The sequence below is a fragment of the Metallibacterium scheffleri genome, from assembly GCF_002077135.1.
In the GTDB taxonomy this organism is placed as follows: domain Bacteria; phylum Pseudomonadota; class Gammaproteobacteria; order Xanthomonadales; family Rhodanobacteraceae; genus Metallibacterium; species Metallibacterium scheffleri.
In genome coordinates this window covers 1,280,471-1,305,638 of record NZ_LDOS01000002.1, presented here as the reverse complement: position 1 = coordinate 1,305,638, position 25,168 = coordinate 1,280,471, and the positions used below count along the sequence as shown (strand labels likewise).

Genomic DNA, 25,168 nt, shown 5'->3' with positions numbered 1-25,168 from the left:
GCTGCCTGCTGCGCTGCCGCAAACGCGCGACGTGCATGGATCAGGACTTGCCGTGGAACAATTCGCGACCGATCAGCATGCGGCGGATTTCGTTGGTGCCGGCGCCGATCGCGTACAGCTTGGCGTCGCGCAGGATGCGTCCGGCCGGATAGTCGTTGATGTAGCCGTTGCCGCCCAGCGCCTGGATGGCCTCCAGCGCCACCTGCACGGCGCTTTCGCTGGCCAGCAGCAGGCACGAGGCCGGATCGATGCGCGAGCGCTGCTTGCGATCGAATTGCTGCGCGACCATGTACGCATAGGCGCGGCTGGATTGCAGCGCGGTGTACATGTCCGCGATCTTGGCCTGCATCAGCTCGAAGGTACCGATCGGCGCGTTGAACTGCTTGCGCTCGCGCACGTAGGGCAGGGTGATATCCAGCGCCGACTGCATCAGCCCGATGGGACCGCCGGACAGCACCAGGCGCTCGCTGTCCAGTCCGCTCATCAGCACGCGCACGCCTTCATTGACCTCACCGATGCGGTTGGCATCCGGGATGACGCAGTTATCGAACACCAGCTCGCAGGTGTTGGAGCCGCGCATGCCGAGCTTGTCCAGCTTTTGCGCAGTGCTGAAGCCGGGCATGCCCTTCTCGACGATGAAGGCGGTCATGCTGCGACTGCCCGCCTCGCGCCCGCTGGTGCGCATGTACACCAGCAGCACGTCGGCGTTGGGGCCGTTCGTGATCCACATCTTGTTGCCATTGGCGATCCAGACATCGCCCTTGCGCTCGGCGCGGCAGGCCATCGAGCCGACCACGTCCGAACCCGCACCCGGTTCGCTCATGGCCAGCGCACCGATCCATTCGCCGCTGCACAGCCTGGGCAGGTAGCGCGTGCGCTGCGCGGCGCTGCCATTGAGGTAGATGTTGTTGACGCACAGGTTGCTGTGCGCGCCGTAGCTCAGGCCGACCGATCCGGAGGCGCGCGAGATTTCCTCCATCGCCAGCAGATGTGCGAGGTAACCCATGCCGCTGCCGCCAAACTCGGGCGCCACGGTGATGCCGAGCAGGCCCAGTTCGCCGAGCTTGCGCCACAGGTCCTCGGGAAACTCGTTCTCGCGGTCGATGCGGTCCGCGCGCGGTGCGATTTCCTTGTCCGCGAACGTGCGCACGCTGTCGCGCAGCAGGTCATTGTCTTCGTCGAGCGAGAAGGGGCGCATGGGAATCAGCCGGTAATCAGGAATGAGAAATCAGTAGCCGGAAACGGGAAACCCGCTGCGGAGTTCCATGCTGCTGAACGGCAAGTCGAAGCCCGCGGCCGCACGGCCAAGTCTGCGTCATCCAGTGTGACGGCTGCCGCGGCAGCACGGGTTTCATGTCCGTGTTGGTCGCGCAGCGTCACTGCCCGCGCATGCGTCCGAGGAAGCGCGGGCCATTGCCCATGGTCGGCAGCTTGATCTTGCCAATGGTGGTGATGCGCTCCTCGGCCATGCGGTCGGCGGCCTTGTAGGTGGCGATACCGTCGCGGTCGGCGATCTGGAAGATGCGCCCGACGTTGTAGTAGATCGTGCGCATCATGCGCATCGCGCGTTCGCGGTTGTAGCCATCGATCTCCAGCGATACGTTCATCACGCCGCCGGCGTTCACCGCGTAATCCGGCGCGTAGAGAATCCCGCGCTTGCTTACCTCATCGCCGATGGCGTCGGTGGCCAACTGGTTGTTGGCAGGGCCACAGATGATCTTGCACTTCAGCCGCGGCAGCGTGTGCTCGTTGATGGTGCCACCCAAAGCGGCCGGGCTGTAGACATCGGCATCGACGTCGTAGATATCGTCCAGGCCCACGGCCTCGCAGCCGAATTCATCCACGCAGCGTTGCACGGCGGCCTTGTTGATGTCGGTGACGAAGACCTTGGCGCCCTGTTCGCGCAGCAGCTTGACGAACTCCAGGCCGACATGCCCCACGCCCTGCACGGCGTAGCTGAGCTTGCCCACGTCCTCGTGGCCGTACTTGTGGTTGAGCGCGGCCATCAATCCCTGCAGCGTGCCAAAAGCGGTGAACGGCGAGGGATCGCCGGAACCGCCGTGCACCTGGTGCACGCCGGTGACGAATTCGGTTTCGCGGAATACGTACTCCATGTCGTTGACGTCGATGCCGACGTCCTCGGCAGTGATGTAGCGCCCGCCCAGCGATTGCACGAAGCGGCCGAAGGCGCGGAACAGCGCCTCGGACTTGTCCCGCGTCGGATCGCCGATGATCACCGCCTTGCCGCCACCCAGGTTCAGGCCGGCCACGGCGTTCTTGTAGGTCATGCCGCGCGACAGGCGCAGCACGTCGTTGAGCGCTTCCTGCTCGGTCTTGTAGGCCCACATGCGCAGCCCGCCCAGGGACGGCCCGAGCACGGTGTTGTGGATGGCGATGATGGCCTTGAGGCCGACATCTTTCTGATGGCAAAACACCACCTGCTCATGGCCGTAGGTGGCGAGGGTTTCGAAGATCATCGATGACTACTCCGGGAGGGTGAAACCGCCGGGACCGGCGGGAATATGCCAAGCAGGAGCCATGCTTACGCGCGCCGCGCGCAGTGGCGAATGGCCGCACAGGGCCGTGATCGGAAATGCATTTTACTCTGCCCACGCGTCGATGCCAGCTGCGGCGCAACGGTCGCGCATTACTTCAGCCCGTGAGCTTGGCCAGCAGCGTGCGCTGCGCCGAGTGCGATGGGCCATCGCCGCGCGCGACGCGCTCGTAGTGCCCATCCGGCTGCAGAATCCAGGCTTGCGCGTTGTCACTGAGGTAATTGGCCAGTGTCTCGTCGTAGACGCGCTGCGCCAGCGTGGCGTCGAGGATCGGGAAGCACACCTCGATGCGCTGCATCAGGTTGCGCTCCATCCAGTCGGCACTGGAGCAGAACAGTTCTGGCGCGCCATCGTTGGCGAACCAGTACACGCGGCTGTGTTCCAGAAAGCGCCCGACGACGGAGCGTACGCGGATGCGCTCGGAGATGCCCGGCAGACCCGGGCGCAAGGTGCAGGCGCCGCGTACGATCAAGTCGATCTCGACGCCCGCAGTGGATGCGCGATACAGCGCTTCCACGACGCTCGGCTCGTTGAGTGCGTTCATGCGCGCGATGATGCGCGCCGGCTTGCCCGCGCCAGCGTGCCTGATCTCGCGCTCGATGCGCTGCATCAGCCCCTTGTACAGCGTGAACGGCGACTGCAGCAGGCGCGTCAGTTTGATCGTCGGCCCCAGCCCGGAAAGCTGCTGGAACACCTTGTGCACGTCCTCGCCGATTTCCGCCTGCGCGGTCATCAGGCCGATGTCGGTGTACAGGCGCGAGGTGATCTGGTGGTAATTGCCGGTGGCCAGATGCACATAGCGGCGCAGCTTGCGGCCCTCGCGGCGCACCACCAGCAGCATCTTGGCGTGGGTCTTGTAACCGACCACGCCGTAGACCACCTGCACGCCGGCGCTTTGCAGGCGATTGGCCAGGCGGATGTTGGCCTCCTCGTCGAAGCGCGCGCGCAGCTCCACCACCACGGTCACGTCCTTGCCGGCGCGTGCCGCCTCGACCAGATGCTCGACCAGCGGCGAGTCGCTGCCGACACGGTACAGCGTCTGCTTGATCGCCAGCACATCGGGATCGGTCGCTGCCTGGCGCAGCATTTCCATCACCGACTGGAACGACTCGTAGGGATGATGCAGCAGCACGTCGCGCTTGCCGATCACCTCGAACACATTGGCGCCCTGCACCAACGACGGGCTGAGGCGCGGGGTGAACGGCCGGAACTTGAGATCGGCGCGATCAACCTGGTCGAAGATCGACACCACGCGGCTGAGGTTCACCGGCCCGGCGCAGCGGTACACGTCCTGCTCGGTCAGTTCAAAATTGGCCATCAGCAGATCGGTGATCGGCTTGGGGCAGTTTTCGGCAACTTCCAGGCGCACCGGGCGCGCGAAGCCGCGCTCGATCAGCTCGGCAGTCAGCGCGCTGGCGAGGTTCTCGACTTCCTCTTCCTCCACGGTCAGCTCGCTGTTGCGGGTGACGCGGAACTGATAGGAGCCCTGCACCGTGAACCCGGGAAACATCTCGGCGGCGAACTGTTGCAGCAATCCGGCCAGAAACACGAACTCGCACGGCGCATCGGAAACCTGCGCGGGCAGGCGGATCAAGCGCGGCAGTGAACGCGGCGCGCGCACCAGCGCCATGTGTCCGGCGCGGCCGAAGGCGTCGCGACCTTCCAGCACCACGGCGATATTCAGGCTTTTGTTGAGAATGCGCGGAAACGGGTGCGCCGGATCCAGCCCCAGCGGCGACAGCACCGGCAGGATCTCGTTGCGGAAGTAGCCCTGCAGCCAGCGTTTCTGGCGCGCGCTCCAGCGGTCGCGGGTGAGAAAGCGCACGCCTTCCTCGGCCAGTGCCGGCTGCAATTCCTCGGCCCACACCAGATATTGCTCGCCGACCAGCGCCAGCGCGCGCTCGCGGATGCGAGCCAGCACTTCGCCGGGGGGCAGGCCGTCCGGACCGGGGCGTGCGTCGCCGTAGCTGATGTGCTGGCGCAGCACGGCCACGCGCACTTCGAAAAACTCGTCGAGATTGCTCGATGAGATGCACATGAAGCGCATGCGTTCCAGCAGCGGCATGCGCGGATCACGCGCCTGCGCCAGTACGCGGAAATTGAATTCCAGCGCGGCCAGCTCACGGTTGAGGTAGAGCTCGTTGCGGGAAAGGTCGTTCAATGCGTCCATGGATCGGTCCGTGTGGCCCGCCAGCATCGCGCGCGCAGCGGGTTGCGGCAAGCGTGCGGCTCAGCCGCGCGGCGTGGCGTTGTCGCTTGCGCCCGGCAGCAGCATGCGCGCGGCCGGGAACAATGCGGTGAAGGTGGAGCCCTGGCCCGGTTCGCTGCGGATCTCGATGCGTGCCTGGTGCATGCTCAGCGCATGCTTGACGATCGACAGTCCCAGGCCGGTACCGCCGCTGTCGCGCGAGCGGCTGGACGATACGCGATAAAAGCGCTCGGTGAGACGGCTGATGTGGTGCGCCGGGATGCCGTAGCCGGTGTCGATCACCGAAAACGCGCCACTGCCGTCCTCAAGTTGCTGCCAGCGGATGCGGATGCTGCCGCCGCTGGGCGTGTAGCGCACCGCGTTGCTGACCAGATTCGAACAGGCGCTGTGCAGATCCTTGAGTGAACCGAACAGGTTTGCCGGAGTCTCCACCTCCAGGGTGATGCGATGCCTGCCCTGGCTGAGCGCTTCGGCTTCGCGCCGCAAGGTGGCCAGCAACGGCGCCATCGCCACCGGCTCCTCGCTGGCGCCGGATTGTGTTTCCAGACGCGACAGGGTGAGCAGATCCTCGACGATTTGCGCCATGCGCTTGGACTGCGCGCGCATGTCGCCGAGCACGCCGGCCAGTTGCGGTACGTCTTCGGGATCGAGCAATTCGAGGTAGCCGTGGATCACCGTCAGCGGCGTGCGCAACTCATGCGAAACGTTGGCCACGAAATCGCGGCGCATCTGCTCAAGTCGCGCCAGCGTGCTGATGTCGCGTGCCAGCAGCAGGCGCTGCGTTGCGCCCACAGGAATCAGCGACAGCGACAGGCGGCGTTGCGCGTCGTGTGGCGCGGGCATGTCATGCAGCGGCTCGCTGGCGCCTGCGGCCAGCCAGTCGCCGATGAGCGTGCCGCGTAGTCGTTCGCGCAGGTCGCAGCGCAGTTCCCGCGGTCGCCGCAGGCCAAGCAATGCATCGCTGGCAGGGTTGAACCACAGTGCGTGACAGTGCTCGTCGAGCAGCACCACCGCATCGGGCAGCGCCGCCACGGCATTGCGCAGCGCACGGAATTGCGCCGCCAGCCGGCGCACGCGGCGCGGATCGTGGCCAGAGGGTGTCGGCGGCGCGGAGGGCGCAAAGCCTGGCGTCGGCAGGCAACGCAATCGATGCATGGACCAGGACATCCAGATGAGTGCAAGTGCGGCGGCCAGGGCGAATCCGGCCAACGCCTGCTGCACGAGACCGGCAAGCAGGGTGACTGCCAACAGCCACGTCCCGAGCAGCAGGGCGCGGATCAGACTGTGGCGCGGCGATGCTTCACGCATCGGTGGAGAAGCGGTAACCCGCGCTGCGCACGGTCTGCACCATGGCGTCCAGACCGAAGGGTTCAAGCGTCTTGCGCAAGCGGCGGATATGGACGTCCACGGTGCGCTCCTCGACATACACGCTGCTGCCCCAGACGTGATCAAGCAATTGCGTGCGCGAGTACACGCGGTCCGGGTGGGTCATGAAGAAGTGCAGCAAGCGGTATTCGGTGGGACCAATCGGTACCGGTTGCGTCCCGGCATGCACGCGGTGCGCGGGGCCATCCAGACGCAATGCGCCGGCTTCGATCACGCCCTCGCCATCCTCGCCCTGGCTGCGGCGCAGCACCGCGCGGATGCGCGCGATCAGTTCGCGCGAAGAGAATGGCTTGACCACGTAATCGTCGACGCCGGCCTCGAGGCCGCTGACTCGATCCATTTCCTCGCCACGCGCGGTGAGCATGATGATCGGTACTTCGCGCGAGAGCTGCTCCTTGCGCAAGCGCCGCGCCAGATCCAGGCCGCTGAGCCCGGGCAGCATCCAGTCCAGCAGGATCAGGTCGGGCACTTTTTCCGCGATCGCCAGCTGCGCGGCACGCGCATCGGCGGCGTGGACCGGATCCATGTCCGCCTTGCGCAGGGCGAAGGCGACCATGTCGCGGATCGATGCCTCGTCTTCGACGATCAAGATGCGTTTGTGCATGATGCGACCCCCGGCGGTGACCGGATTATTACAGTCATCCGGTGTTGCAGCGCGATGACAAAAGCGCGCCTGAATCGAGCGTTGTCTTGCATGGCAAGGACTTGCGGCAGCTTGCGAGATCTGCATGCGTGCCGGCAGCGGCGCTGCGCCAGCGCCCGAACGTCGCCTGACAGCCCGTCGGGCTTTGCTGGTGGAGGCGAGCAGGCTGCTAGAGATCGTCGCTGCCGCCCGTGGCCCCCGAGTTGGCGCGCAGGCGCCGCTGGTCCAGCACGATGGGAGTAAGCCAGGCGATGCGCGCATCGATGCGCGCGCGCTGTGCGTAATCCAGGTCGGCGCGCTGGCTCAGGCGCGTGAGCTGATCCAGTGCCGCTGCGGCGTGGCCGGACAGGAATGTGGCATCGGCAAAGGCCTCGGCAGCGCGGATTTTCAGTCCGGCTAGTTCGGCGGCGCGGCCATAGATGCGGTACACCTCGGGGGCATCGCTGTCGTCCAGTTGCGGGCGCAACAGCGCTTCGGCCTTGGCGCCTGCGGCCTGGTCCGCGTCGAGGATCAGGGCACTGGCATAGTCCAGCGCGACGGCCTGGTTGCGCGGCCAGTCGTGGCTGATGCGCGCATAGTCCGCCAGTGCGCGCGCGCGCTGACCCGCCAGCAGTTCAGCATGCGCCATGGCCAGACGCAGCGGCAGGTTGTCGGGATCTTGCGCGAGCAAGGGGGCGAGTTGCTCGCGTGCGGCGTTGGCGTGCCCACTGCGCATCAACACCAGCGCGTAGCCGTAGTGGTTGGACGGAATGCCGAAGGCGGCATGGCGTGCGAGATTGTCGGCGTAGTAGCGCGCAAGAGCGCTGAGATCAGTGCTGCTGAGCACGCGCACGCGCTCACGCATGAGCAGATAGTCATCGTGCGCGCGCTTGCTGCCGGGTGCATCGCTGCGCTGCGCGGCGCTGAACAAATTGTCTGGCTGGCGCAGCATCGGCACCGGTATCAGGGTGGTTTCCCAGGTCGGCAAGCGTACGCTGGATGCGGGCAGCGCTTGGCGCTGCGCCATCTGCGCCTTGAGCGTGTGCGCGCGCGCCTCGGCTTCGGCGATGCGCAGCGTGGTCACCGGGTGGTCCTGCAGCAACGCCGGTACCTGGTAGCCGCCGCTGTCGGCGCGCAACAGCAGCTGCATGCGACCGAAGAATTCAGCCATGCCATCCGGATTGAAGCCCGCGTTGGCCAGCGTCTGGATGCCGACGCGATCCGCTTCGGCTTCGTCCTTGCGCGTGAAGTTGATCTGATGCTGCACCACCAGGCCCTGACTCAGCGAAGCGATGGCCATGGGTGCATTGATGTTGCTGCCGCCGACCGCTGCGGCCAGTGCCCCGAGCATGGCCAGTGCGTACAGTGGCGTGGTCTTGCTGGCATCAGCAAAGGCGCGCTGCAGATGATGCTGCTCGATGTGACTGATCTCGTGCGCCATCACCGCGGCCAGTTCGTCCTCGCTTTGCGTCACGGTGATCAGGCCCGAGTTGATGCCGACGTAGCCGCCTGGTGCGGCGAACGAGTTGATCACGTCCTCGCGCGGGATGAAAAAAGTGAAGCGGGTCTTGGGTGATTCGCTGCTGGACACCAATCGGTAACCCAGCGCGTTGATGAATTGCGTGGCCAGAGGATCATCGAGAACCAGGCCCAGCGCGCGCATCTGGCGCAGCATGGAGGCACCGTAAGCTGCGGCCTCGGCCTGGGTGAAGGCTTGATCAGCACTGCTGCCCAAATGTGGCAGGCGCACATCGTCACTGGCGCCGGCGGCGGGAATCAGCGCGACGGCGAGGCACAGTGACAGCAGCAGAGACAGCAGCAGAGGATGCAAACGCATGGTCGAGGCAAAGCCGGAAGTGTGCATTACGTTAGCCGCAGCCCGTTGCGCCCGCTAGCGTGGTACGACGATCATAAAGCCGTGCTTTGGCGAATACAGTCGCGTTTTGTGCATGCATGGCTTGATGTTTCGCGCCAGCAACCTCATGGTGCCTGACGCGCACGCGGTCCCGTCTGCGCATGCAGTACAGGATTTCCATCACCCCAATTTTCCTCGAACAGGTCCGCCTCGCAGGAGTCCGCAGTGTCGCAGCCCCCCATCCTCATCTACACCACGGCGGTATGCCCTTATTGCGTGGCCGCCAAGAACCTGCTCAAGGCGCGTGGCCTTGGTTACACCGAAATACGCGTGGACAGCGACCCCGAGGCGCGTGACACCATGCTGGCGCGCAGTGCCGGGCGGCGCACCGTGCCGCAGATCTTCATCGGCGCGCAACACATCGGCGGTTTCGATGAACTGGCCGCGGCCGACCATGACGGGCGGCTCGCTGCATGGCTGGTGGAGCAAGGCGCATGAGCGAGCGCATCCGCCAGTTCACCGAATTCCGCCAGCGCATGAACACGCGCATTCTCGAGCACGACAATCAGGTTGTGCGGCGCTTCTTCGCACTGGATACGCAGTGCTACAAGGACGGTGTGCTGGACGTGAAAACCAAGGAGATGCTGGGTCTGGTGGCGTCCCTGGTACTGCGTTGCGATGACTGCGTGAGTTACCACGTGGCGCAGTGCCGACAGGCCGGGGTCAGCCGCGATGAGATGCTGGAGATTTTTCAGGTTGGTCTGCTGGTAGGTGGGTCGATCGTGATTCCGCATCTGCGTCGCGCGGTGGATTTTCTCGATCAGATCGAGGCCATGCCGGCAGCCGGCGTGGCCCCGGCGGCGCCGGATTGAGAGTTGCAAGCGATTGACTTGGCGCCATGCGCTGCTACCATTCCGCCTTCATGTCCGCGCATCTGCCCGAGTCGGTGGACGCCTGGCGCATGGTTTCGGCGCGGCGGTCCTTTGCCGGATCCTTTCCGGTTGCCAGGCTGGCGAGGTTGCGGTCGCAGCTGGCCGGTGACTCGGGGGATGTGGATTATCAGCTCGAATTCGGTCGCGATGATCTTGGCGTGGCTTATCTCGAGTTGCAGGTTCGCGCGGTGGTCGATCTGTTGTGCCAACGCACGCTGGAGCCCTTTCGCACCACGCTGGCACTGGACCTGCGGCTCGGCCTGATCCGCGACGAGGCCGATGAATTCGCCTTGCCGCCAGGTTACGAGGCGCTGCTGGTGCAGGACTCGTTGCGGCTGCAGGATGTGGTCGAGGATGAATTGCTGCTGGCGTTGCCGCTGGTGCCGATGCGTCCCGGCAGCGAGGACGCGATCGCGCCCTGGCAAAACGAAGCGCTGGAACCCGTTGCAACGCCCCCGCATCCGTTTGCCGGATTGCACAAACTGAAACACGACTGAGAATTACCGGAGATACCCCATGGCAGTGCAAAAAAGCCGCAAGACGCCATCCCGGCGTGGCATGCGTCGCTCCCACGACGCGCTGGTGCCGGTGCAATTGGCGACCGATCCGACCAGCGGCGAAGTGCATCGTCGCCATCACGTCACCAAGGACGGTTACTACCGCGGCAAAAAGGTCATCCAGACCCAGGCCGCCGTCGTCGACGAAGATTGAGCCAGCATTCCTTCGCGCGCGCATGGCCGCTCGGAGCGACCGTGAACAACTCGAATCTTCCGGGGACAGGTCTGATGTACTCACGCATCGCCGGCACGGGCAGTTATCTGCCCAGCCACGTTGTCACCAACGCCGACCTTGAGCGCCTGGTCGAAACCAGCGACGAGTGGATTCGCTCGCGTACCGGCATACGCGAGCGACGCAAGGCCGCCGAGGGCGAAACCACCGGCGATCTGGCGTTTCATGCCGCCAACGCGGCGTTGGCCAGTGCCGGTGTCGAGGCGCGTGACCTGGACCTGATTATTGTTGGCACGACCACGCCGGATCTCATTTTCCCGTCCACCGCATGCCTGCTGCAGAATCGCCTGGGCGCCAACGGCTGCGCGGCGTTCGATGTCAACGCGGCCTGTTCTGGATTTCTCTACGCGCTGGGCGTGGCCGATAATTTCATCCGCGCCGGCAGCGCGCGCAAGGCGCTGGTGGTTGGCGCCGAGACCCTGACGCGCATGGTCGACTGGGGCGATCGCGCCACCTGCGTGCTGTTTGGTGATGGCGCTGGCGCCGTGGTGTTGGAAGCCAGTGCGGAGCCCGGCGTGCTGGCCACCAAGCAGCATGCCGACGGTGGACACAAGGATCTGCTGTACAGCCCGGTCGGTGTGTCGGTGGGTTTCCATCCTGGCGAACCCAACGCTGGCGTGTGCATCCGCATGAGTGGCAACGAAGTGTTCAAGGTCGCAGTGCGCACGCTGGATCGCATTGTGGGTGAAACGCTGGAAGCCGCGGGTGTGGATGAAGCACAGGTCGACTGGCTGATTCCGCATCAGGCCAATCTGCGCATCATCGAGGCCACCGCCAAACGCCTGCACCTGCCGATGGAGCGCGTCATCGTCACGGTTGACCGCCACGGCAACACTTCGTCCGCTTCGGTCCCCCTAGCGCTGGATGAGGCGGTGCGCTCGGGCAAGGTACAGCGTGGCCAGACCCTGCTGCTGGAAGCCTTCGGTGGCGGCTTTACCTGGGCTTCGGCGCTGATTCGCTACTGAAAAGCGGGGATTCGTGGCGCGGGATGGCGCGGGCCTGGCCGATTTCCCGCATGCATAATATCCGTTGGGCGGCGCACGTCATGAATGCAGTTTCTCCAGTCCAGAATCCGGAATCCCGAGTCCCGAACCTGGCCTTTGTGTTTCCAGGTCAGGGTTCACAGGCAGTCGGCATGCTGTCCGCACTGGCCGCGCAACATGCCGAGATCAAAACAGTGTTTGCCGAAGCCTCGGCTGCCGTGAGCCATGATTTGTGGACGCTCGCGCAGCACGGGCCCGAAGACCAGCTCAATCGCACCGAGCACACCCAGCCGGCACTGCTGGCGGCGGGCATCGCGGTCTGGCGTGTCTGGCGCAAGCTGGGCGGCGCGCTGCCCGAACTGATGGCCGGGCACAGTCTGGGCGAGTACACCGCACTGGTCGCCGCCGAGGCGCTCGAACTGGGCGAAGCCGCGGCCCTGGTGGCCGAGCGCGGGCGCTTGATGCAGGAAGCCGTACCGCAAGGTGAAGGTGCCATGGCGGCGTTGCTGGGCGGCGACGATGCCGTGATCGCCGAGGTCTGCATGCAAGCCGCCGAGGGTCAGATCGTGGCGCCGGTCAACTTCAACGCGCCCGGCCAAACCGTGATTGCCGGTCAAACTGATGCGGTGGAGCGCGCGCTGGTGCTGCTGGCCGAACGTGGCGTGCGCAAGGCTGTGCGTCTGCCGGTATCGGTACCCTCGCACTGCGAGCTGATGCGCGATGCCTCGGCGCGCTTGGCCGAGCGCATGGCCAGCATCGCCTGGCGCATGCCGGTGGTTCCGGTGATTCAAAACGTCGAGGCGCGCGCCTATGGCAGCATCGAATACATCCGCGCCGCGCTCGAACGCCAGTTGTATATGCCGGTGCGCTGGACCGATAGCATGCAGGCGCTGGCCGCGCTGGGCGTCACGCGCGTGGCGGAGTGCGGGCCGGGCAAGGTGCTGAGCGGTTTGCTCAAGCGCATCGACAAGTCCATCGACGCACGCGCGCTGGGCATGCCTGCCGATCTGGACGCGGCGTTGGGAGCGTGGCGGGTGGCGCATGACTGAGCGGCTGGATGGCGGGAATCGCGCGGCGGTGGAGAGTGGGTGGTCGGGGCTTGCCATTGCCAGCCTGATTTTATGCAGTATTTCACGCGAACATATTGATGTATTGCATTGATTTTAAAGTTTTATAAAAATAGTTCTGGCACATGAGCGTAGCGGTATTAGCCTGCAGAACCCGTTGCCCGCACGCCGCGGCAGGATGCCTGGTTTTGCCTATCGATCACTGGGAGTTTCGATGAACATTTCCCTTGCCGGTGAAATTGCACTGGTGACTGGCGCCAGTCGCGGCATCGGCGCGTCGATTGCCGATACCCTTGCAGTCGCCGGCGCACAGGTGATCGGCACGGCCACCAGCGCCGCTGGCGCTGAGGCCATCAGTCAGCGTCTGGCCGCGCACAGGGGCCAGGGGCGCATGCTCGATGTCACCGATGGGGCGGCCGTGGAGGCGCTGATCGAGTCCATCATCAAGGAACACGGCGCACTGTCGATCCTGGTCAACAATGCCGGCATCACCCGCGACCAACTGTTGATGCGCATGAAGGATGATGATTGGCAGGCGGTTCTCGATACGAACCTCAGCTCGGTGTATCGCACCAGCAAGACCGTGCTGCGCGGCATGATGAAGGCGCGCAAGGGGCGCATCATCAGCATCGCCTCGGTGGTCGGCGTCACCGGCAATCCCGGGCAAACCAACTATGCCGCCGCCAAGGCTGGCATCATCGCGTTTTCCAAATCCTTGGCGCGCGAGATCGGCTCGCGTGGCATCACCGTCAACGTGGTCGCGCCAGGCTTCATCGACACCGACATGACGCGTGCACTGGGCGAAGAGCAGCGCAAGATGCTTGAAGCCACCATCGCGCTGGGTCGCCTTGGCAAGCCCGAGGACATTGCGCAGGCGGTATTGTTTCTGGCCTCGCCGGCCGCGGCCTACATCACCGGCGAGACCCTGCACGTCAACGGTGGCATGTACATGCCCTGATCGGCTCCACGGGGCGCTGCGCACGGCGAGTAGCGACACCCTTGCTTTCACACTACAATGCGCCGGCTTTTTTACCGCGAGGCTATGCAACCCATGAGCACCATTGAAGAGCGCGTCAAGAAGATCGTTGTCGAGCAGCTGGGCGTGAAAGAGGACGATGTCACCGCCACGGCTTCGTTCGTGGACGATTTGGGTGCCGACTCGCTGGATACCGTCGAGCTGGTGATGGCCCTCGAGGAGGAGTTCGAGTGCGAAATTCCCGACGAGGAAGCCGAGAAGATCACCACCGTGCAGCAGGCGGTCGATTACATCAAGGCGCACGTCAAGGCCTGAGCCTGACGGTGCTGGCGGCCATGGCCGCGGCAAAAACATGAAAGCTGCGTCGCAAGGCGCAGCTTTCGTTTTGTATACGTCCCTGCGCGCGCGTATGGCACAGGGTGGGACTAGCAAGCAGCGGGCGCGGCCCGAGGGCAGGTAAAGCGTGAGCAAGCGACGCGTCGTGATCACCGGCATGGGCATCAAGTCGCCGGTCGGCAATGATCTGGACAGCGCCTGGCGCGCGATCCGCGAAGGTCACAGCGGCATCGGTCCACTGACCCAGTTCGACGCCTCCACGTTTCCGACGCGCATCGCCGGCGAGGTGCGCGATTTCGATCCCGCTGCCTACGTGCCGGTCAAGGACGTCAAGAAGATGGACCCGTTCATCCACTACGGCATTGCCGCCGCGGTGGATGCGCTCAAGGACGCCGGCCTGCATCCGCACGAGCATGACGCCGAGCGCATCGGCGTGGCGGTGGGTGCCGGCATCGGCGGCATCGCCACCATCGAGCGCACCAGCGTCACCTTCCACGAGGCGGGTGTGCGCAAGATCTCGCCGTTCTTCGTGCCCAGTTCGATCATCAACATGATTTCGGGCAACCTCTCGATCATGCTCGATCTGAAAGGCCCCAACATTGCCTGCGTCACCGCCTGCACCACCGCCACGCATAACCTCGGCCTGGCGATGCGCATGATCCAGTACGGCGATGCCGACGCGATGGTCGCCGGCGGCGCCGAGTACGCCACCACGGGCACCGCGGTCGGTGGATTCTGCGCGGCGCGCGCGCTGTCCACGCGCAATGACGAGCCGGCTCGGGCCAGCCGGCCCTGGGATCGCGACCGCGATGGCTTCGTGCTGTCCAATGGCGCCGGCGTGCTGGTGCTCGAAGACTACGAGCATGCACGCAAGCGTAGCGCGCGCATCTATTGCGAACTGGTCGGCTTTGGCATGAGCGGCGATGCGTACCACATCACCGCGCCCAGCGAGAGCGGCGAGGGCGGCGCGCGCTGCATGAAGAATGCGCTGCGCGATGCCGCACTCAATCCCGAGGATGTTGATTACATCAACGCGCATGGCACCTCGACGCAGGCCGGCGATCTGGCCGAGGTGCAGGGCATCAAGAGCCTGTTCGGCGCGCATGCCGGCAAGCTCATGGTGAGTTCGACCAAATCCATGACCGGGCATTTGCTCGGCGCGGCCGGCGGTGTCGAGGCGATCTTCTCGGTGCTGGCGCTGCGCGATGGCGTGGTGCCGCCGACCATCAACCTCGACCACCCGGGAGATGGCTGCGATCTGGACTTCGTGCCCAACATCGCACGCCAGGCGCCGTTGCGCGTGATCCTGTCGAACTCGTTCGGCTTCGGCGGCACTAACGGCACGCTGGTGTTTCGCGCGTTCTGAACCACGACAACGCCCGGGCGCAGCATGAATCGTGGCGCATTGGTGCGCGCATGGAATCCGGTTAGGCTTTCGTGGCGCGGCTGTTGGCGCGCCTGGAATGCCGCGCCACAGGCCATGTCCGCCGCGCGCGGCGTCACTACGGGTGTGAGGTCATGAAGAAAGCGCAAGGCTGGCGTGTGGTTGTGGTGGCGATCAGCGCGTTCGTGCTGCTGGTCCTGGTCGCGGCGGCATGGCTGTATCGCGATTACCGTCATTTCGCCGGCACGCCACTGATGCAGACCACGACGCACAGCATCGACATTCCACGCGGCGCGACATTGAAGTCGATCATCGTCATGCTGCAAGCGCGCGGCACCACCCATGCGCCCGAGCTGTACTGGCGCGCACTGGCCGCCGGCATGGGCGTGAGCGATCGCCTGCACGCCGGCGAGTACGCGCTTGATCCAGGTTTGACCCCGCGCACGCTCTTGTCGCGCATGGCCGAAGGCCGCGTAGTGCAGCACATGTTCACCCTGGTCGATGGCTGGACCTTCGCCCAGGTGCGCGCAGCGCTGGCGCAAGCGCCCAAGCTGCGCCATACGTTGCAACATCTCAGCGACGCGCAGGTGGCGCAACGCCTTGGCATTGAAGCTCCCAATCCAGAAGGCTGGTTGCTGCCGCAGACCTACGCCTACGTGCTGGGTGATTCCGACATGGACGTGTTGCGCCGCGCGCACGCGGCCATGCAGCGCACACTGGCCGCGGACTGGGCGGCACGCGCGCCGGGCCTGCCGCTGCAGACCCCGTATCAGGCGTTGATCCTGGCCTCGATCGTGGAGAAGGAATCCGCGCTGGCCAGCGAACGCCCGCGCATCGCCGGCGTGTTCGTGCGACGTTTGCAGATCGGCATGAAACTGCAGACCGATCCCAGTGTCATCTACGGTCTGGGCGTCGCCTACCACGGCGCCATCACCTACAAGGACCTGCAAACCGATACCGCGTACAACACGTACACGCGCTATGGTCTGCCGCCGACACCGATTTGCATGCCGGGTGCGCCAGCGCTATATGCCGCATTGCATCCGGCGCCGGGCAAGGCGCTGTACTTCGTCGCCCGAGGCAACGGCACGCATCAGTTTTCAGACACCTTGCAGGAGCAGAACGCGGCCGTGGCCAAATACATTCTGCACCGCCAGCCATGATGCGCGGACGTTTCATCACGCTGGAAGGTGGCGAGGGTGCTGGCAAGAGCACGCTGCTCAGTGGTCTCGAAGACTGGCTGCGCGCGCAGAGACTCGAGGTCGTGCGCACGCGTGAGCCAGGTGGCACCGCCCTGGGCGAAGCGCTGCGCATGTTGCTGCTCGATCCCGCGCAGGCCGGGCTCAGCGCCGAGGCCGAGCTGCTGCTGATGTTCGCCGCGCGTGCCGAGCTGGTGCGCAAACTCATCGAACCGGCGCTGACGGCGGGGCGGTGGGTACTCAGCGACCGCTACACCGATGCCAGCTACGCCTACCAGGGCGGCGGACGCGGCCAGCCCGTGGCGCGTATCCGCGCGCTGGAACAATGGGCTGCGCTGGATCTCAAGCCCGATCGGACGCTATTGCTTGATCTGCCCGTGGCGGCGGGGCGCGCGCGCGCCGCGGAGCGCGATCATCCTGATCGGATCGAGCGCGAGAACGATGACTTCTTCGAGCGCGTGCGCAGCGTGTATCGAGCGCGCGCCGCGGCCGAGCCATGGCGCTTCAGCCTGCTTGATGCGAATGCAATGCCCGAGGTCGTGCTCGCCGCCGCGCAAGCTGCGTTGCAGCCGCTGCTGGCGGCCCGCGCATGAGCGCCGCGCCGGCTTGGCATGTCCCGCACTGGCAGCGTTTGCAACTGGCGCTGGAGCAGGAGCGCATGCCGCACGCGCTCCTGCTGCTTGGTCCGGGTGGCTTGGGCAAGCGTGCGTTCGCCCAGCGCTGGGTTGCGCGGCTGCTGTGCCACGCGCCGCAAGCCGGCGAGGCCTGTGGCGAGTGCCATGGCTGTCGTCTGCGCATGGCAGGAACCCATCCCGATTTCTATCGCGTGGAACTCGCGCCCAACCGCGAGGGCAAGCTGCGCAGCGAGATCGTGATCGACCAAGTGCGGACGGTGTGTGAAAAACTGACCCTGGCCAGTCAGCTCGGCGGTTGGCGCATCGTGCTGATCGATCCTGCCGACGCACTCAATGCCGCCGCCGACAACGCGCTGCTGAAAACCCTGGAGGAGCCGCCCGCCGCCGCGCTGCTGATCCTGCTGGCTGATCATCCCGAGCGCCTTCCGGCCACGGTACGCAGTCGCTGCCAGCGCGTGCACTTTCAGTTGCCGGCGCGTGCCGAGGCCAAGGCATGGCTTGATGCGCAGGCTTTGCATGGTGACAGCGTGCAGGCGCTGGAGGCCGCAGAAGGCAACCCCGGACTGGCCGCGACCTATCTGCGCGAGGGTGCGCTGCCGCGACGCGAGGCGGTGCGCAGTGAGCTGGCACAATTGCTGGCGCAACGCGCCGATGCACTGGCGCTGGCGCAAAGCTGGAGCCAGGACAATCCCGCGCAGCGCCTGCAGTTCGCCGCGCAGTGGCTGGCGCGCGAGTTGCGCGCGCAGACTGCGGGTGAGCGTGGACCACTGGCCGCGGCGCGCACGCTGCTGCAGTTGGCGCAATGGTTCGAGCAGGCCAATCGCGCGCGCGAGCTGTTGCGCGGACCGCTGCGTGTTGATTTGGTATTGCTCGACTTCCTCAGCCTGCGCAATGCCTGAGGACCATCAGGCAGTATTCTTGAGCACACGCGCCGTTGCGCCGCAGCGGCAGCAAATGGGCGCTGGCATATGATGCAAGAGTATTGATGACAGCAACGATGAACCCACTCGACCAACAACTTGCGCGGCTGCTGGCCGAGCCCGGGGCCAGCGTGGTGGTCGTCGCGCCACATCCGGATGATGAAACCATCGCCAGTGGTGGCCTGCTGCAACGTGCGCAGGCGGCGGGCGCGGCGGTGTCGGTATTGTTGCTGACCGATGGCGACAACAATCCATGGCCGCAGCGCTGGCTGGAGCGGCGCCTGCGCATCGGCGCTGATGCGCGCGCCGCATGGGGGCGTCGCCGCCGCGCGGAGGCGATCGATGCGCTCGCGTGTCTTGGCCTGCCAGCCAGTTGCCTGCACGCCATGGGTTGGCCTGACCTCGGCCTCACTGCACGCATTGCCGATCAGTTGGCGGCAAGCCTCGTGGCGCTGCGCGCCGCGCTGTTGCCGTTGCGTCCGACTCTGATCGTGGCGCCGATTCTTGAAGACCGGCATCCCGATCACAGCGCTGCGCGCGTGCTCACCGAGCTGGTCCTGGCGCACTGGCCCGCGCCGCGTCCGGCACTTTGGGGTTTCGCCGTGCATGGATCCGCGACCCAGGCGCAAGCTTTCATGCTGAGTGCCGACGAGCGCGCGCGCAAGGGTCGCGCGCTCGAGGCCCATGCCAGCCAACTCGCGCTGGCGGGCGGGCGTTGGCGGCGGCGTGTCGCCCATGGCGAGTCGTATGTGCCTGCCGCCGCGCCGGTCGGTACCGGCATGCGTTTGGAGTTGCCGTGGCTTCCCGCCATGCCGCAGTTCGGTGCCTGCGCGCTGCTCGTGGTCTGCGGCGAGCAGGCATGGCAACTGCCTTGGCGCGAAGGTGCCGTTAGTGGCCCGCTGCACTTGCAACTGCATCCGCAGCCAGCACTCGGCTTTGCACAGACGCCGCGCGCACCGGTATTCGTCAAGTTGTACAGCCGGCGCCCCGGTTTGTGGATCTTCGATCACTGGGGCTGGCGCCAGGGCGGCCAGGAGCCTGCCTTGACCTTGTCCAGTGATTCCGCCAGTCTGGCTTGAATCATCCCGGATACCGTCGAGGTCATCATGGCCGCACCCGCCCAGCCCGCCGCCAGCGCGCGCCAAAGCATCCTGCCGGTCGCGATCAAGGACGAGGCCACGCTGTATCAAAGCTACATGCCTTTCATCAAGGGTGGCGGACTGTTCGTGCCCACCACCAAACGCTACAACCTTGGCGATGATTTGTTCTTGCTGGTCAACCTGCTCGAGGACAAGGAGCGCTTGCCGGTCACCGGCACCGTGGTGTGGATCACGCCGCAGGGCGCGCAAGGCAATCGTGTGGCTGGCATCGGCGTGCAATTCTCTGAATCACCCGAGGGCGAGGTCGCGCGGCAGCGCATCGAAGCACTGCTGGGCGTCCGACTGGCTTCGGAAAAACCCACCTACACCCTTTGAGTGGAACTGCGCGGAGCGGGCGCGTGGAAAGCACGCGCGAAGTGGCACTTCTGTACACGTGCGTGCCGGTGTGAGGGGGCGTCTGCTTGCCTGGAGCAACTGCAAACGAAAAGGCCCGATTTTTGGTCGGGCCTCGCGCGTAATTCATTGAAATTGGTCGGGGTGACAGGATTCGAACCTGCGACTTCTACCTCCCGAAAGTAGCGCTCTACCAGGCTGAGCTACACCCCGACGAAAGGCCGCGCATGATACAAGCGCCACCGCGCCTGCCGCAAGCCGCCACGATGCTTCGCGGCGCGGGCGCGGCGGTGCAATCCGCTAAACTGGCGCGCCATTCCACGACCGCCAGCGAACCCACGATGACGCTCACGCTTGCCCGCACCATGCCCGGTGTGCTGGAACTGCTGCCACCCGAGCAGATCGCGTTTCAGGACATGCTCGATACGATCCGTGGCAATTTTCAGCGCTTCGGATTTCTGCCGATCGAGACCCCGGCGATCGAGTTCGCCGACATCCTGCTGACCAAGCAAGGCGGCGAGACCGAGCGCCAAGTGTATTTCGTGCAGTCCACCGGTGCATTGAGTGCACTTGACAGGGACGCAGACGAAAAGCCCGAACTGGCGTTGCGCTTCGACCTCACTGTGCCGCTGGCACGCTATGTGGCCGAGCACGAACGCGACTTGAGCTTTCCATTTCGCCGCTACCAGATCCAGCGGGTGTATCGCGGCGAGCGTGCGCAGCGCGGGCGTTTTCGCGAGTTCTACCAGTGCGACATCGACGTGATCGGCAAGGATCGTCTGTCGGTGCGCTACGACGCCGAGATGCCGGCGGTGATTCACAGCGTATTCCGCGACTTGCGCATCGGGCCGTTCCAGATCCAGCTCAACAACCGCAAGCTGATGCGCGGCTACTTCGAGAGTCTGGGCGTGACCAGCGATCAGCAGATGCTGGTGCTGCGCGAGGTCGACAAGCTCGACAAGCGCGGCGCCGAAGCGGTGCGCGCCACGCTCATCGGCGCACCGCTGGGGCTGTCAGATGCGGCCGTGGCGCGCATCATGGCATTCGTCGAGGTGCGCTCGCATTCGCATGCCGATGCGCTGGCGCGGCTGGATGCGCTCGAAGGCGGTGGCGACCTGTTCGAGCAAGGTCGCAGCGAACTCAAGGAAGTGCTGCAGCTGATCCGCGCCTTTGGTGTGCCCGAATCGCACTACGCGCTGAACCTGTCCATCGCGCGCGGGCTGGATTACTACACTGGCACCGTATACGAAACGCACCTGCTGGAGCATCCGCAGATCGGCTCGATCTGCTCCGGCGGGCGTTATGACAACTTGGCCGGCAACTACACCACCTCGCACTTGCCCGGCGTGGGGATTTCCATCGGCGCCACGCGCCTGTTCTGGCAACTGCGCGAGGCAGGCTTGCTGGGCGCGGCCAGCAGCACGGTGCAGGTGCTGGTGACGATGATGGACGAGGCGCAACTGCCAGCCTATCTGGAACTGGCCACGCAACTGCGCAATGCCGGCATCGCCACCGAGGTGGTGATGGAGCCGGGCAAGCTGGCGAAACAGTTCAAGCACGCTGACCGCGCCGGCGTGCGCTTCGTCGCCGTGCTGGGGCCGGACGAGCAGGCCAAGGGCGTGGTCACGCTCAAGGACATGCGCAAGCAAGAGCAGTTCGAGGTCGCGCGCGGCGAGCTGGTCAGGACCCTGCGCGTGGAGCTGGAGCAGGCCCAGGTGATGGGCTGAGGACGACTCCTCGTGGAAATCTGTGCCGCGTGCGGTGCCCTGCTGAAAGACAAGGCTGTCGGCTGCGAGTTCGATGGGTTGGAAGCGCAGGCGCCATGGCTCGGAGACTATGACGCCATGGCACGCGGCCAGATGAGTCATTCCGATCACCGGATCGTGGTCGCTCGCTGGGTGTTCCATCACCGTGATTCCCATAGCGAACGCGTGCTGAGGCACTTCGACGAGATCGCCAGAACCGCTTGGGGCAGACCCATGGAAGTACCCCGGCTCCCCGCACAGCCGCCGAACGTTGACTCGGAGGGACACTCAGCGTGACTTCAAAGAAAGTTCTTTTGGACGGCTACGGCCTGAGCCGCGCCGGTCTGTTGGCCATCGCCCGCGACGGCGCGCAGGTGGCACTGGATGCCGCGGCGCTGCAGCGCGTACGCCGCACCGCCGATTTTCTGGCCGACAAGGTGCGTTGCGGCGAGCCGATCTACGGTGTCACCACCGGCTTCGGCAGCAACGCCGACAAACTGCTGGGCGCGCATCGCGCGCGCGACGAGCTGCCGGGCGGCAATCCGGAGACGCGCGAGGGCAGCTTGCTCGAGGAGCTGCAGCACAACCTGATCGTCACCCACGCCGTCTGCGTCGGCGAGCCGTTCGCACCCGACGTGGTGCGCGCGATGCTGGCGATCCGCATCAACACCCTGATGCGCGGGCACTCCGGCGTGCGCGTGCAAACCCTGGAGGCCCTGACCGCGATGCTCAATCGCGGCGTGGTGCCGGTGGTTCCGCAACTGGGTTCGGTCGGCGCCAGCGGTGATCTGGCGCCGCTGTCGCACTTGGCCATCGTCTTGCTGGGCGGCGGCGAGGCGTTCTTCGCGGGCGAGCGCCTGCCCGGTGCCGAGGCCCTGCGTCGCGCCGGGCTCGAACCCGTGCGGCTGTCGTACAAGGAGGGCCTCGCGCTCAACAACGGCACCGCGCAAATGCTGGCCTGCGCGGCGCTGGCGCTGGACCGGCTGCAGCAGCAGGTCGAGCTGGCGGATCTCGCCGCGGCGATGACCCTGGAGGCCTTCGCCGGCCGCAGCGGCGCGTTCCGTGAAGACGTGCACGCGCTGCGCCCGCATCCCGGCCAGGTCGAGACCGCCGCGCATCTGCGCGAGCTGCTGGCCGGCTCGACCTTGATCGACATCCCCTACCACCTGGTGCCGCATTTCGCGACATGGACGGCGCAGGCCTGGCGCGAGCCCGAGGACCAGGCCCTGCATTTCGATCTGTCTTGGGACTGGGTGCCGGTGCAGCGCCGCCACGGCCGCGAGGCGTTTTACACGCGCTTCCTGCCGTTTCGCGGCGGCAAGAAGCACCAGCCGCAGGACGCCTACAGCCTGCGCTGCATCCCGCAGGTGCATGGCGCGGTGCGCGACGCGCTGGCGCAGGCCGCGCGCGTCATCGAGATCGAACTCAACGCCGTCACCGACAACCCACTGCTGTTTCCCGATGTCGAGGGCGCGCAGGTGATCGAGGATCAGGTCGTCTCCGCCGGTCATTTTCACGGCATGCCGCTGGCGCTGGCGATGAGCTACGTCAAAGCCGCCATCCCGGTGCTGGCCTCGATCAGCGAGCGCCGCATCGCCAAGCTGGTCGATCCCGCCACCAACGACGGCCTGCCGGCTTTCCTCACCGGCAACGAGGACGCCACCGATTCCGGCTTCATGATCGTGCAGTACACCGCCGCCGCCCTGGTCAACGACCTGGCCAGCCGCGCGCATCCGGCCAGCGTGTACTCCATACCCACCAGCGCCAACGCCGAAGACCACGTGTCGATGGGCGCCAACGAGGCGCGCCACGTGCTGGCGATGTGCGAACAGCTGGGGCAGGTACTGGCGCTGGAGCTGTACACCGCCGCGCAGGCGCTGGACTACCGCCGCGACATGCTCAATGCCGCGCGGCGACTGGCGCGGCACGGCGACTGGCGCGCGCTGGCCGCCAAGATCGGCGGCGCGCCCGAGCCCGGCCACCCGCAGCATGCGCAGTTCGAGCAGGAGGCCCGCGCGCTGATGCAGGCCCTGGCCGGTGCGCCCGAGTTTCGCCCCGGTGCTGCCGTCGCCCGCGCGCTAGAGGCCATCCGTCGCGAAGTCGCCTTCATGCCGCGCGACCGCGCCATGGATGGCGACATCGCGCGGATGGTGGCGCTGGCGGGGCGGGGGTTGGGCTGAGGCGGGGCAGGTGCGCGCCCACGTCGGGCTTGGCTTCGCCTGATGCTGTCCGCCTTCGTTGACATGGTGAATTTATTGCACCATGATCAGTCATGCCAAAGCTCAGGCAGTTCGCCGATTGTCATGTCGCGATCTATCCGCGTGATCATCGACCGCCGCATGTCCACGTGGAGTTCCGCGACGGCAGCCGCTGCACGGTCGAGATCGAGTCGCTGAAGGTGTCGGGCACGATACGGCCGGCCGCCAGACTCGCATTGGCCATGGCCTGGATCGAAGCGAACCCGGCGATGCTGCTGGCAAAGTGGAAGGAGATCGTGCGATGAACAAGCCGCCCCTGATCCGTGCCGTCAAGGCGCAGCCGCCGCTGACGCTCGTCATCACATGGAGCACCGGCGAGACCCTGCCGGTGGACGTGTCGCGTCTGGTCAGGCGCTACAAGCTCTACGGGCCGCTGCGCGACCCGGCGCATTTCCGCAAGGCCAAGGCCGATGCCTGGGGTCATGCCGTGCAGTGGCCGGGCGACGTGGACATGGGCGCCGACCCGCTCTACGAGATGGCGCGGGAGCAGGCGGGCGAATGGGGCCCCGAGCGCTTTGCCGCGTGGATGGCCCGGCACGATCTATCGCTGAATACTGCCGCCGAGGCACTCGGCCTGAGCCGCCGCACGATGGCCCATTACCGCACCGGCAGTCGCCCCATTCCGCACGTCGTCGCCTTGGCGTGCGAGGCCTTGTCGGCACGCTGGGCCGCGAAAGCGGCGTAAGCGCTGGGGTGGTCGATGGCCAGATCGTCCACGATCGTGGACAAGACATTGGAGCAGAAGCTCGCAAAGCACATTCGCAGAACGCCCATTGCCTGCTAACGCACAAGCTCAGCCGCGAGCCACGAGTGCAGCAAGTGGACCGTCGACTGGAGCACCTTGTTGGGCGTCTTCAACCGTTGCCCCTTTTCCGAGGTTGCACTTGAAACAGAGCGTGCGCAGATTCTTCTCCGTATTTTGACCGCCGCGCGACCACGGATGAATGTGGTCCACATGCAGCTCAACGGCTACGTCCTTTGCAGGGGAAGCACCACATGTTACGCATCTGAACTTGTCGCGCGTCAGTACTCTGTAGCGCAGGGCGAGGCTGATAGAGCGTGGTGCGCCGCCAGCGTTCGGTTCTTGGGCTTCAACTTTTGAAGGTTTGGCCGTTTCGATTTGCTGGGGCAACTCCGGCGCCTCCTTGACGTGCCTCACAAAGGCTGCGAGTGCCGCTCGCCAGCCGCCCCAACGACGGACATAAGCTTTTGGTCCCATTACGGAGGGCGGCCGTTTGAGTTCGCCAAATATCGGTTGGCGTCCATAGTGAGTCCACAGCGTAAGGATGTTTTCAAAACACTCCTCGTCCGTATATCGGCGCCCGAGGAGCGACTGGTTCAGGCCCGCTGCTTCAAGCGCTTTTCTCCACGAGCCGAAGTGCCGGCGCACCGACGCACCTGAAATTCCTGTGTGCGCTTCAAATTCCTGAAGCGTCAGGACGCTCTTCTGAAGCTCTTGTGCCGCTCTTGCGATGGCCTTTAGAGCTTCGTCCAGGGACTTGGCGACGTTGCCGCTGTCGATTCGTTCGCTGAGGCCCGCGACTTTCAAGGCTTTTTTCCAACCGCCAAATCGCTTTTGTAGCGTGGAGCCGTGGACCTTTGCGATGGAGCTGAACTGACTGATGGTGAGCTTCGGCGTTTTAACGATGGCAGCGACGCGACGAAGCTCGGCGAGAAGCGCTTCATCGCTGTATTCCTCCAAGGTTGTGAGCTCGAACTTCACGGTCAAGACGTCCAACAAGTGTAGACCCCAGAACCGGGGTGTAGCGCAGGATGTTCATCCTTGCGCTGCATGGCGTCAATCAGGTAGTTCCATAGCTGACG

25 protein-coding genes and 1 tRNA gene are annotated in these 25,168 nt (G+C 65.4%); 18 read left to right on the top strand and 8 right to left on the bottom strand.

All coding sequences use genetic code 11. From position 1 onward, the window contains the following. Window positions 1-40 precede the first annotated feature (40 nt). The 6 genes from Mschef_RS11070 to Mschef_RS11045 form a co-directional block, all read right to left on the bottom strand. On the bottom strand, window positions 41-1,198 hold the full coding sequence (locus Mschef_RS11070; RefSeq protein WP_081128413.1) for an isovaleryl-CoA dehydrogenase: 1,158 nt from the start codon (window positions 1,196-1,198) through the stop codon (window positions 41-43). Window positions 1,199-1,376: 178 nt separating this feature from the next. Further along, entirely contained in the window at window positions 1,377-2,477 is a 1,101-nt protein-coding gene (locus tag Mschef_RS11065) for a Glu/Leu/Phe/Val dehydrogenase dimerization domain-containing protein (RefSeq protein WP_081128410.1), read from the bottom strand. Between the two features lie 175 nt (window positions 2,478-2,652). Then, window positions 2,653-4,725, bottom strand: coding sequence for a polyphosphate kinase 1 (gene ppk1, locus Mschef_RS11060; RefSeq protein ID WP_136256188.1), 2,073 nt, complete (start codon window positions 4,723-4,725; stop codon window positions 2,653-2,655). Between the two features lie 60 nt (window positions 4,726-4,785). Next, window positions 4,786-6,072, bottom strand: a complete 1,287-nt coding sequence (phoR, locus tag Mschef_RS11055; protein WP_081128406.1) for a phosphate regulon sensor histidine kinase PhoR — start codon at window positions 6,070-6,072, stop codon at window positions 4,786-4,788. Continuing rightward, window positions 6,065-6,754: a phosphate regulon transcriptional regulator PhoB gene (phoB, locus tag Mschef_RS11050; RefSeq protein ID WP_081128403.1), complete on the bottom strand. Its 690-nt coding sequence runs from the start codon at window positions 6,752-6,754 to the stop codon at window positions 6,065-6,067. Before phoB ends, phoR begins: the two co-directional genes overlap by 8 nt. Window positions 6,755-6,962: 208 nt before the next feature. After that, window positions 6,963-8,609, bottom strand: a complete 1,647-nt coding sequence (locus Mschef_RS11045) for a M48 family metalloprotease (protein ID WP_081128400.1) — start codon at window positions 8,607-8,609, stop codon at window positions 6,963-6,965. A 243-nt stretch (window positions 8,610-8,852) separates the two neighbouring features. On the opposite strand from Mschef_RS11045, the gene grxC reads away from it, so the two are divergent. The 14 genes from grxC (at window position 8,853) to Mschef_RS10975 (ending at window position 19,323) form a co-directional block, all read left to right on the top strand. Then, window positions 8,853-9,125, top strand: coding sequence for a glutaredoxin 3 (gene grxC / locus Mschef_RS11040; RefSeq protein ID WP_176212444.1), 273 nt, complete (start codon window positions 8,853-8,855; stop codon window positions 9,123-9,125). After that, window positions 9,101-9,499 carry a carboxymuconolactone decarboxylase family protein gene (locus Mschef_RS11035; protein WP_081128397.1) on the top strand — a complete coding sequence of 133 codons (399 nt, stop codon included), beginning with the start codon at window positions 9,101-9,103 and terminating at the stop codon, window positions 9,497-9,499. Before grxC ends, Mschef_RS11035 begins: the two co-directional genes overlap by 25 nt. Before the next feature lie 50 nt (window positions 9,500-9,549). After that, window positions 9,550-10,056, top strand: a complete 507-nt coding sequence (locus Mschef_RS11030) for a YceD family protein (protein WP_081129977.1) — start codon at window positions 9,550-9,552, stop codon at window positions 10,054-10,056. A 19-nt stretch (window positions 10,057-10,075) separates the two neighbouring features. Next, window positions 10,076-10,270: a 50S ribosomal protein L32 gene (rpmF, locus tag Mschef_RS11025; protein ID WP_081128394.1), complete on the top strand. Its 195-nt coding sequence runs from the start codon at window positions 10,076-10,078 to the stop codon at window positions 10,268-10,270. 74 nt (window positions 10,271-10,344) lie between these two features. Next, window positions 10,345-11,313 (top strand): beta-ketoacyl-ACP synthase III, encoded by a 969-nt coding sequence (locus Mschef_RS11020; protein WP_081128391.1) that lies wholly within the window; start codon window positions 10,345-10,347, stop codon window positions 11,311-11,313. An 80-nt stretch (window positions 11,314-11,393) separates the two neighbouring features. Next, window positions 11,394-12,380, top strand: a complete 987-nt coding sequence (gene fabD, locus Mschef_RS11015) for an ACP S-malonyltransferase (protein ID WP_136256190.1) — start codon at window positions 11,394-11,396, stop codon at window positions 12,378-12,380. Between the two features lie 232 nt (window positions 12,381-12,612). Next, complete coding sequence (gene fabG, locus Mschef_RS11010; protein ID WP_081128388.1) at window positions 12,613-13,356, top strand: 3-oxoacyl-ACP reductase FabG; 744 nt, start codon at window positions 12,613-12,615, stop codon at window positions 13,354-13,356. A 93-nt stretch (window positions 13,357-13,449) separates the two neighbouring features. Next, a complete protein-coding gene (gene acpP / locus Mschef_RS11005; RefSeq protein ID WP_081128385.1) occupies window positions 13,450-13,689 on the top strand; it encodes an acyl carrier protein in 240 nt (79 codons plus the stop codon). A gap of 148 nt (window positions 13,690-13,837) precedes the next feature. Continuing rightward, the gene (gene fabF / locus Mschef_RS11000; RefSeq protein ID WP_081128383.1) at window positions 13,838-15,076 is read left to right on the top strand and encodes a beta-ketoacyl-ACP synthase II; all 1,239 of its coding nucleotides are present in this window, start codon (window positions 13,838-13,840) and stop codon (window positions 15,074-15,076) included. Between the two features lie 152 nt (window positions 15,077-15,228). Beyond that, complete coding sequence (mltG, locus tag Mschef_RS10995) at window positions 15,229-16,257, top strand: endolytic transglycosylase MltG (RefSeq protein WP_081129975.1); 1,029 nt, start codon at window positions 15,229-15,231, stop codon at window positions 16,255-16,257. Further along, entirely contained in the window at window positions 16,254-16,886 is a 633-nt protein-coding gene (gene tmk, locus Mschef_RS10990) for a dTMP kinase (protein ID WP_081128380.1), read from the top strand. Before mltG ends, tmk begins: the two co-directional genes overlap by 4 nt. Beyond that, window positions 16,883-17,827: a DNA polymerase III subunit delta' gene (gene holB, locus Mschef_RS10985; protein WP_081128378.1), complete on the top strand. Its 945-nt coding sequence runs from the start codon at window positions 16,883-16,885 to the stop codon at window positions 17,825-17,827. The genes tmk and holB overlap by 4 nt, the downstream gene beginning before the upstream one ends. Window positions 17,828-17,925: 98 nt before the next feature. Beyond that, window positions 17,926-18,927, top strand: a complete 1,002-nt coding sequence (locus Mschef_RS10980) for a PIG-L deacetylase family protein (RefSeq protein ID WP_168708790.1) — start codon at window positions 17,926-17,928, stop codon at window positions 18,925-18,927. Between the two features lie 27 nt (window positions 18,928-18,954). Beyond that, complete coding sequence (locus tag Mschef_RS10975) at window positions 18,955-19,323, top strand: PilZ domain-containing protein (RefSeq protein ID WP_081128372.1); 369 nt, start codon at window positions 18,955-18,957, stop codon at window positions 19,321-19,323. A gap of 154 nt (window positions 19,324-19,477) precedes the next feature. On the opposite strand, the gene Mschef_RS10970 is transcribed toward Mschef_RS10975, so the two are convergent. Then, window positions 19,478-19,554 (bottom strand) — tRNA-Pro (locus tag Mschef_RS10970). Window positions 19,555-19,682: 128 nt separating this feature from the next. Here Mschef_RS10970 and hisS point away from each other — a divergent pair. The 4 genes from hisS to Mschef_RS10945 all read left to right on the top strand — a co-directional run bounded on the left by hisS (window position 19,683) and on the right by Mschef_RS10945 (window position 24,029). Continuing rightward, window positions 19,683-21,068, top strand: a complete 1,386-nt coding sequence (gene hisS, locus Mschef_RS10965) for a histidine--tRNA ligase (protein WP_081129974.1) — start codon at window positions 19,683-19,685, stop codon at window positions 21,066-21,068. 311 nt (window positions 21,069-21,379) lie between these two features. After that, complete coding sequence (locus tag Mschef_RS10955; RefSeq protein WP_081128367.1) at window positions 21,380-23,266, top strand: HAL/PAL/TAL family ammonia-lyase; 1,887 nt, start codon at window positions 21,380-21,382, stop codon at window positions 23,264-23,266. A 92-nt stretch (window positions 23,267-23,358) separates the two neighbouring features. Then, window positions 23,359-23,589: a DUF4160 domain-containing protein gene (locus Mschef_RS10950; RefSeq protein WP_081128364.1), complete on the top strand. Its 231-nt coding sequence runs from the start codon at window positions 23,359-23,361 to the stop codon at window positions 23,587-23,589. Further along, window positions 23,586-24,029, top strand: coding sequence for a DUF2442 domain-containing protein (locus Mschef_RS10945; protein WP_081128361.1), 444 nt, complete (start codon window positions 23,586-23,588; stop codon window positions 24,027-24,029). The genes Mschef_RS10950 and Mschef_RS10945 overlap by 4 nt, the downstream gene beginning before the upstream one ends. A gap of 108 nt (window positions 24,030-24,137) precedes the next feature. Here the strand turns inward: Mschef_RS10945 and Mschef_RS10940 are convergent, their stop codons facing one another. After that, entirely contained in the window at window positions 24,138-25,085 is a 948-nt protein-coding gene (locus Mschef_RS10940; protein ID WP_081128359.1) for a homing endonuclease associated repeat-containing protein, read from the bottom strand. Between the last annotated feature and the right edge of the window lie 83 nt (window positions 25,086-25,168).